The following is a 7,993-nucleotide window of genomic DNA, read 5'->3' on the forward strand; positions in this document are numbered from 1 at the left end:
TCGGTGCGCACCTGGGCTGGCATGCCGGCGGCGTCGCCTTGCACGATACATCACCGTGCGTCTTGAATCTGATTAATCTTTGTTGGATTAACAGAGTTGAAAGTATAGCCGAAACTCTTGTTTGTCCTGTGCAACGCGCGTGCGCGTTAGTGTCAGTGTTGCGCGCACGGTAAAAACTGCCCACCGGTCGCCCTTCAAATCGATGTCTGCTACACTGGAAAACCGGGCGCCGGGGCTAGCCATGGAGATTGTGATGACCCGCAAAACACCTATCGAGCGCTACCGCAACATCGGCATCAGCGCCCATATCGACGCCGGCAAGACCACCACCACCGAGCGCATCCTGTTTTATACGGGGGTCAATCACAAGATCGGCGAAGTGCACAATGGCGCCGCCACCATGGACTGGATGGAGCAGGAGCAGGAACGGGGCATCACCATCACCTCGGCCGCCACCACGGCCTTCTGGAAAGGCATGGCCGGCAACTTCCCGGAACACCGCATCAACATCATCGACACGCCGGGCCACGTGGATTTCACGATAGAAGTGGAGCGCTCGATGCGCGTGCTCGACGGCGCCGTGATGGTCTACGATGCCGTCGGCGGCGTGCAGCCCCAGTCCGAAACCGTGTGGCGCCAGGCCAATAAATACCACGTGCCGCGCATCGCCTTCATCAACAAGATGGACCGGGTGGGGGCGGACTTCTTGCGCGTGCGCAAGCAGATCGCCGCCCGCCTGAAAGGCGTGGCCGTGCCCATCCAGCTGCCCATCGGCGCCGAAGAGCATTTTACGGGCGTGATCGACTTGCTGAAAATGCGCGCCATCACCTGGGACGACGCCAGCCAGGGCGTGCAGTTCAGCTATGGCGAGATTCCCGCCGAATTGCTGGAACAGGCGCAGGAGTGGCACGAGCACATGGTCGAGCACGCGGCCGAGGCCACCACCGAGATGACGGAACGCTACCTGAATGGCGACACGTTCACGGAAGCGGAGCTCAAGCAAGCCTTGCGCGCGCGCACCATCCGCAACGAGATCGTGCCCATGCTGTGCGGCAGCGCGTTCAAGAACAAGGGCGTGCAGGCGATGCTGGACGCCGTCATCGAATACCTGCCGTCGCCCATGGAAGTGCCGCCCATCATGGGCCACGACGAGCATGACAACGAGGTAGAGCGCCACCCGACGGACGAGGAGCACTTTGCCGCGCTGGCCTTCAAAATCATGACGGACCCGTTCGTGGGGCAACTGACGTTTTTCCGCGTGTACTCGGGCGTGGTGAACTCGGGCGACATGGTCTATAACCCCACCAAGAGCGCGCGCGAGCGCCTGGGGCGCATCCTGCAGATGCATGCGAACGAGCGCAAGGAAATCAAGGAAGTGTATGCGGGCGACATCGCCGCCGCCGTGGGCCTGAAAGCCGTCACCACGGGCGACACCCTGTGCGCCATCGACCATATCATCGTGCTGGAAAGGATGATCTTCCCGGAACCCGTGATTTCCCAGGCGGTCGAACCGAAGACCAAGCCCGATCAGGAAAAGATGGGCATCGCCCTGAACCGGCTGGCGCAGGAAGACCCGTCGTTCAAGGTGCATACGGACGAGGAATCGGGCCAGACCATCATGTCGGGCATGGGCGAGTTGCACCTGGAAATTTTAGTCGACCGCATGCGCCGTGAATTCGGCGTGGAAGCGAACGTGGGCAAGCCGCAGGTGGCGTACCGCGAAACCATCACGCGCACGGTGGAAGATATCGAGGGCAAGTTCGTCAAGCAGTCGGGCGGACGGGGCCAGTACGGCCACGTGGTGCTGAAACTGGAACCCTTGCCGCCAGGCACGGGCTACCAGTTCGTTGACGCCGTCAAGGGCGGCGTGGTGCCGCGCGAATTCATTCCCGCCGTCGACAAGGGCATCGTTGAAACCTTGAAGGCGGGCGTGCTGGCCGGTTACCCCGTGGTGGACGTGAAGGCAACTTTGACGTTTGGCTCCTACCATGACGTCGATTCGAATGAAAACGCGTTTCGCATGGCTGGCTCCATCGCCTTCAAGGATGGCATGCGCAAGGCGCATCCCGTGCTGCTGGAACCGATGATGCAGGTGGAGGCGGAAACGCCGGAAGAGTTCATGGGCAACGTCATGGGCGATTTGACGGCCCGGCGCGGCATGGTGCAGGGCGTTGACGACATCCCCGGCGGCGCGGGGCGCATCGTCAAGGCCCTGGTGCCGCTGGCAGAAATGTTCGGCTATTCCACCACCCTGCGTTCGCTGACCCAAGGCAGGGCCACCTACACGATGGAATTCAAGCACTATGCGGCCGTGCCCAAGCATATCCTCGACCAGGTGGCGGCGGCGGGGAAGGCGAAATAGGCGTCAGTGGGCCAGATTGTGCGCGATGATGGCATCGGCCAACTTTTCCGCCTCATCCACCGGCTGGCTCAGCGCCTTGGTCGTGTAGACGGTGGACGCCACCATCGGCTGGTCCAGGGTTGCCCCTTCGCCATGGCTGGTATCGACTGTCACCGTGGTCGACAGGCCGATGCGCAGCGGGTGGGCGGCCAGTTCCTTCGGGTCCAGCATGATGCGCACGGGCACGCGCTGCACCACCTTGATCCAGTTGCCCGTGGCGTTTTGCGCCGGCAACAGGGAAAACGCACTGCCCGTGCCGGCCGACATGCCCAGCACCTTGCCGTGGTACACCACCTTGCTGCCATACAAGTCCGTTTCGATGGTCGCCGCCTGGCCCACGCGGATATTGCGCAATTCGGATTCCTTGAAGTTGGCATCGACCCATAATTGGTCGAGCGGCACGATGGACATCAAGGGCGTGCCCGGCGTCACGTGCGCCCCCAGCTGCACGCTGCGCTTGGCCACATAGCCCGAGACGGGCGCAACCACGGCGTTGCGGCGCACGGCCAGCCACGCCTGCAGCACGTCGCCCCGGGCCGACAGCACGGCCGGATGGCTGGCCAGGTTCACGCCGGCCACGCCCGATTTGGCGGACTCGGCCTGGCGCTGCGCCACCGTCAACGCTGCTTTCGCGTCGTCGACGGCCTGTTTCGCATGGGCCAGGTCTTCGCCGGAAATCGTGTGGTCCGCCGCCAGCGGGGCGCGGCGCGTCAAATTGCCTTGCGCCGTGGCCAGGGCCAGGCGGCGCTGCTCGATGACGGCGTCGTACTGCGCCACGCTGGCATAGCGCTCGCGTTCCTGGCGCACGACGTTGCCCAATCGTGCCTCGGCCTGGCTCAGGGCCAGGTCCGCATCGATGGCGTTCAGGGTGATCAGGGGCGCGCCCGCCGTCACCATTTGCGTCTCGTCGGCGCGGATGGCATCGACATTGCCCGTCACTTGCGCGGACAGGGTGACCAGGTTGCCGCCCACGTAGGCGTTGTCCGTGACTTCTTCCTTGGCCAGCACCAGCTGGTAATACGCTGCCCAGGCTGCGCCAGCCACGACAAAGGCGGCCGTGATGGCAATCAGGACGGCCTTGCGCTTGCCCGGCTGTTCGGTTTGGGGGGTAGTAGGAGTGGTATCGCTGCTCATGATGTGTTCCGTAATCGATTGTTATTGTTTAGTCGTCGCGCTGGCAAAATCGCTGCTGCCCCGGTAACCGCCGCCCAATGCCACGGTCAGCGTGATTTCCGCGTCCTGGCGCTGGTTTTGCAGCTGCATGCCCAGGTCCACCTGGCCGCGCACGGTCATTTCCGCATTCAGCTGCGTGGCGCGGTCGGCCAGTCCCTGTTTCAGCCGGGCATTCGCGTTGCGCAGCTGCGCTTCGCTGGCGCGCAAGTTTTCCTGCTGCAGGCGCAGCTGGTTTTCCACGCCTTGCACCCTGGCGCCCGCCTGCGCCACGTCGCGCACGACATTGAAGACATTCTGGTTGTAGTCGGCGATCAACTCGTTGCGCTCGCTGCGCGCCCCTTGAAGCTGCGCCTGCAGGCGGCCGCTGTCGAACAGGGGCAGCGACAAGGCCGGGCCGATGAACAGGGTGCGACTGCCGGACTGCAGCAGTTCGCCCAGTTTTACTGCGTCCAGGCCGAACGAGGCGCCCAGGTCGATATCGGGGTAAAACGACGCCTGTGCCGCCTCGATCTTGCTCATGGATGCCTGCACCCGCCAGCGCGCCGCCTGCAAGTCGGGCCGGCGCGCCAGCAATTCCATGCCCAGCTTGGCGGGCAGGGCGTGTGGCAGCGCCTGGGCAACTTTTGGCTGCAGGCTGGCCAGGGCTGAAGCATCCGCACCCAAGAGCGCGCGCAAGGCTTCCCGTTCCGTGACGATCTGCGTTTCCAGCATGGCGATCTGCTGTTGCAGCAAGCTTAAACGTGTTTGCGCGGACAAATGGTCGTCGCTGACGCCGAGGCCGTTGGCGATGCGCTTTTCCTTGTCCAGCACCAATTGCTGCTGCAGTTGCACCAGCGCATGCAGGTTATCCATGCGGGCCCAGCCATTTTGCATGCTGAAATAGTGGCGGGCGATTTCGGCGGCCAGCATCTGTTCCGCCATCGCATACTCGGCGCGGCGCGCATTGACTTCGCCCAGGCTGGCGGCGATTTGCGCCTTGTGCTTGCCCCACCAGTCCAGGTCGTAATGGGCTTGCACGCCCACCGTGACCTCGTTGTAGTAATTGCCGCCGATGGGGGCGGGCATCAGGCCATTGCCCGAATAGCGCTGTCGGTTGGCGTTCGCGCCCAGGTCTACCCTGGGGCCGCGCTGCGCATGCTGGGCATCGAATGCGGACAGGGCCGAGCCAATGCGGGCATTCGCCACGTCCAGATTCGGGCTGGCGGACAGTGCCTGTTGAATCAGCTGGTTCAGTTGGTCGTCCTGGAACTGGCGCCACCACTGGGCGGCGGGCCAGCCTTCGCTGGCCAGGTGGATGTCGGCCGCCAGCTGTATCGTGGCCAGGTCTTGCTGCGGCAACGGTTGCGTGTCGGGCGGAATGCTGGCGCAGCCGGCTAAAGCCAAGCTCAGCGCTAGTACGCTCAGGGAGAGTTTCATCGATGTGTGCATGAGGGTTATTCCATGGCCGCGTGGTCGACCACGACCGGCGCATTCTTCTTCGGTGGTTTGATCAGGAGCAAAAGCGGCAGCACGAGGATGGTCAGCCACATCATCAGCCAGAAATCGTCGAGGTAGGCGATCATCGATGCCTGCCGTGTGATTTCGCCGTTCAGGGCCGCCATGCCCGTGCTGCTGCCTAGGTCGAACACCTGGGCGATACCTGGATCGTGCAGGGCCGGATTGGCGATAGTGATGTGTTCCGTCAGCGAGGCATGGGCGATCTGCGTATTGCGCACCAACAAGGTTTGCACGAGGGCGATGCCGATGCTGCTGCCGATATTGCGCATCAGGCTGTAAATCGCCGTGCCTTCCGCCCGCATCTGCGGCGACAGGGTGGCAAAGGTGGCCGCGCTCAGGGGCACGAAGACGAGGCCCAGGCCTATGCCCTGGATGATGCCGTTCCATACGACGGTTTTCGGCACCAGGTCCAGCGTGAAATTGGCCATTTGCCACAGCGAAAACGCGGTGATCGAAAAGCCCACGCCCAGCAATATGCGCGTATCGATCTTGCCCGTCAGCTTGCCGACGATCAGCATGGCCAGCATCGTGCCCAGGCCGCTGGGAGCCGTCACCAGGCCGGCAATCGCCGCCGGGTAATTCATCAAGCCTTGCAGCATCGACGGCGTCAGCGCGCGGGTGGCGAACAGCACCATGCCGACGATGAAGATGAACAGCAAGCCGCTCACATAGTTCGAGTTTTTCAGCAGCCGGTAGTCGAGGAAGGACTTGCCGGCGGGGCGCAAGGCCGTGTGGGCGATGAAATAACACAAGCTCATGGCCAGCACTATGGCTTCGATCCACGTTTCCGTGGAGGAAAACCAGTCGTTCTGCTCGCCTCGGTCCAGCAGCATCTGCAGCGCGCCGATGGACAGGCTCAGGGTGGCAAAGCCGAACATGTCGAAATTCATGCGCCGGTTGGGCGGGTCCTTGCGGATATAGCGCCAGATGCCGTAGAAGGCCATGGCGCCGATGGGGATGTTGATGAAGAAGACCCAGCGCCAGCTGTAGCTGTCCGTCAGCCAGCCACCCAGGGTGGGTCCCAGGATGGGGCCGATCATCACGCCCATGCCCCAGATGGCCATGGCCGAGCCGTGCTTTTCGCGCGGATTGATGTCGAGCAAGACCGCCTGCGACAGCGGCACGAGGGCCGCGCCAAACACGCCCTGCAGCAAACGGGCGGCGACGATCTCGGAAAGCGTGCCGGACAGGCCGCACAGCACGGACGCGAGCGTAAAGCCGGCCACGGAGACGAGAAAGGTGTTCTTCTGGCCGAAGCGGTCGCACAGCCAGCCCGTCAGGGGCGTGGCGATGGCGGCGGCGACGATGAAGGAGGTCAGTACCCAGGTGATCTGGTCTTGCGAGGCAGATAAGCTGCCCTGCATGTGGGGCAGGGCGACGTTGGCGATGGTGCCGTCGAGCGCCTGGATGATGGTGGCGAGCATGATCGAAATCGTGATCATGCGCCGGTTCAGGGTAGGGTCTTGCGAGGCGGGAAGGGGTGCTGCCGTCACGGAATTCACGCAAACTTCTCCGTCGCCGCTTGCAGCGCTTCCAGCAGTTCGGTGGCGACGCGCAGTTGATCGGGATCAATTCCCTGCAGCAACTCCTTGCGGAAACCATCGGCTTCCTTGCGCACCGTGTCATACACCTGCATGCCTGCCTCGGTCAGTATCACCAGCTTGACCCTGCGGTCCGTTTCCGACGGCTGGCGCTGCACGAAGCCCGATTTCACGAGCCGGTCCAGCATCGACACCATGGTGGGGTTTTCCACGCCCAGCTGGTGCGCCAGCTCGCTTTGCGAGGGCGGCTGCGGCGATTTGGCGATCATGGCGATGCACATCCAGCTCGCTTGTCCCAGGTCCAGGTCTTTCAGGCGCCGGTCGATGGCATGGCGCCAGCCGCGCGCCGTCTTGTGGAGCGCGGCGGAAAAGCGCTCTTCGATAGAAGTCATAAGGTGAGTCGTCTAATGGTTAGGTGTCTAACTAATATTCTAGCATGCCGGTTTGACAGGCGTACAGGCCTTCCCGTTTATCGGCGCCGCTGGTACATTATGCGAGTCCAACCACAACAGGAGAACGTATGAGCACCGCAGAACAGAAGCAGGATGGCCAGCACCGCGACAGCAGCGACTTTGTCATCACACAAACCTTCGACGCGCCGCGCGAACTGGTGTTCCAGTCGTGGGTGGAGCCGGAACGCCTGGCCCAGTGGTGGGGCCCCGTGGGCTTTGAATTGAGCGTGCTGGCGCTGGACTTGCAGCCGGGCGGCATTTTCCACTACGGCATGCGCGCCGACAATGGCTACGAGATGTGGGGCAAGTTCACCTACCAGCAGATCGACGCGCCGGAAAAGATCGTCTCGATCCTGTCGTTTGCCGACAAACAGGGCAACCCCGTGCAGCACCCCGTCAGCGCCACCTGGCCGCTGGAATCGTTCAATACCATGACCCTCACCGAGGAAAATGGCAAGACGACGATGACCTTGCGCTCCACGCCGCACAAGGCGACGGATGAGCAGCATGAGACTTTCAAGCAGGCGTTTGAGTCGATGAAGCAGGGGTTCAAGGCTACTTTCGGCCAGCTGGCACAGTACTTGGCGCGTGTTCAGTAAGGTGGTGTAGCTTGGTTAAAAACGGCGGGCCGGAGTCGCGGGCCTGAGAAAATAGCCATGGCTGCGTTGCTTGGGCTCGCCGTACATGCGTACTGTCTTCGCCCGCGCGCCTTGCCCTGACCATTTTTCAGGCTCGCTGGGCCCGGGGAGCCTTGGTTTGAGGGGCGGGGGGGGAGCTTGCTATTGTTGCCAGTTGACGGTTGAGGGACGTCTGCTTTCGCCCCAAAGCAGACCTTCGCTTCAGGCCGTCGCTGACTACATTTCAGCCATCGCCTTAACGCGTTTGATAACGCCAAGAAGTTCCGTATCACACGGATCACCTGTGAACTC

At 62.7% G+C, this 7,993-nt stretch carries 6 protein-coding genes; 2 read left to right on the forward strand and 4 right to left on the reverse strand.

All coding sequences use genetic code 11. The features are described from left to right. Positions 1-253: 253 nt before the first annotated feature. On the forward strand, positions 254-2,362 hold the full coding sequence (gene fusA, locus ACQ4W0_RS20235; protein ID WP_436578384.1) for an elongation factor G: 2,109 nt from the start codon (positions 254-256) through the stop codon (positions 2,360-2,362). A gap of 3 nt (positions 2,363-2,365) precedes the next feature. Here the strand turns inward: fusA and ACQ4W0_RS20240 are convergent, their stop codons facing one another. The 4 genes from ACQ4W0_RS20240 to ACQ4W0_RS20255 are packed head-to-tail and all read right to left on the reverse strand — an operon-like array spanning position 2,366 to position 7,004. After that, positions 2,366-3,535 carry an HlyD family secretion protein gene (locus ACQ4W0_RS20240; RefSeq protein WP_436578385.1) on the reverse strand — a complete coding sequence of 390 codons (1,170 nt, stop codon included), beginning with the start codon at positions 3,533-3,535 and terminating at the stop codon, positions 2,366-2,368. Positions 3,536-3,556: 21 nt separating this feature from the next. Beyond that, positions 3,557-5,002, reverse strand: coding sequence for an efflux transporter outer membrane subunit (locus ACQ4W0_RS20245; RefSeq protein WP_436578386.1), 1,446 nt, complete (start codon positions 5,000-5,002; stop codon positions 3,557-3,559). 5 nt (positions 5,003-5,007) lie between these two features. After that, positions 5,008-6,513, reverse strand: a complete 1,506-nt coding sequence (locus ACQ4W0_RS20250) for a DHA2 family efflux MFS transporter permease subunit (protein ID WP_436578400.1) — start codon at positions 6,511-6,513, stop codon at positions 5,008-5,010. Between the two features lie 56 nt (positions 6,514-6,569). Beyond that, on the reverse strand, positions 6,570-7,004 hold the full coding sequence (locus ACQ4W0_RS20255) for a MarR family winged helix-turn-helix transcriptional regulator (protein ID WP_436578387.1): 435 nt from the start codon (positions 7,002-7,004) through the stop codon (positions 6,570-6,572). A gap of 128 nt (positions 7,005-7,132) precedes the next feature. Between ACQ4W0_RS20255 and ACQ4W0_RS20260 the strand changes: the two genes are divergently transcribed. After that, complete coding sequence (locus ACQ4W0_RS20260; protein ID WP_436578388.1) at positions 7,133-7,663, forward strand: SRPBCC family protein; 531 nt, start codon at positions 7,133-7,135, stop codon at positions 7,661-7,663. Positions 7,664-7,993 lie beyond the last annotated feature (330 nt).

This window comes from Janthinobacterium breve (assembly GCF_051380895.1).
Taxonomy (GTDB): Bacteria; Pseudomonadota; Gammaproteobacteria; order Burkholderiales; family Burkholderiaceae_D; genus Janthinobacterium.

What these genes read in the sequence shown, in the direction of transcription:
- ACQ4W0_RS20240 (WP_436578385.1), bottom strand. Translation starts at nt 3,535, where the DNA reads ATGAGCAGCGATACCACTCCTACTACCCCCCAAACCGAACAGCCGGGC.
- ACQ4W0_RS20255 (WP_436578387.1), bottom strand. Translation starts at nt 7,004, where the DNA reads ATGACTTCTATCGAAGAGCGCTTTTCCGCCGCGCTCCACAAGACGGCG.
- fusA (WP_436578384.1), top strand. Translation starts at nt 254, where the DNA reads ATGACCCGCAAAACACCTATCGAGCGCTACCGCAACATCGGCATCAGC.
- ACQ4W0_RS20260 (WP_436578388.1), top strand. Translation starts at nt 7,133, where the DNA reads ATGAGCACCGCAGAACAGAAGCAGGATGGCCAGCACCGCGACAGCAGC.
- ACQ4W0_RS20245 (WP_436578386.1), bottom strand. Translation starts at nt 5,002, where the DNA reads ATGCACACATCGATGAAACTCTCCCTGAGCGTACTAGCGCTGAGCTTG.
- ACQ4W0_RS20250 (WP_436578400.1), bottom strand. Translation starts at nt 6,513, where the DNA reads ATGATCACGATTTCGATCATGCTCGCCACCATCATCCAGGCGCTCGAC.